At 62.9% G+C, this 224-nt stretch carries 1 pseudogene; it reads right to left on the bottom strand.

The features are described 5' to 3' along the window. A pseudogene (locus tag SKC41_RS31785) lies at positions 1–224 on the bottom strand (hypothetical protein); the annotation flags it as partial.

Raw genomic sequence — 224 nt, forward strand, 5'->3', positions numbered from 1 at the left:
TTGATGTCGCGATGGAGTACTGACAGCGAGTGCGAATGCGCGAGCGCTGAGGCCAGGGGCAGCGCAACGGACTCAGCGACGTCGTCCCATCCGGGCGGCTCGGCGAAACCTGTTAACCAGGTCTTGATGGTCTCAGGGACCCAGTCGAGGATGACGTAGTAGAGGCCGCGGGCTTGGTCTATCCCGCTGTCGCGGAGCGCCAAGATGTTCGGGTGGCTAAGCGT

It is taken from the genome of Mycobacterium sp. 050128 (genome assembly GCF_036409155.1).
Lineage (GTDB): Bacteria > Actinomycetota > Actinomycetes > Mycobacteriales > Mycobacteriaceae > Mycobacterium.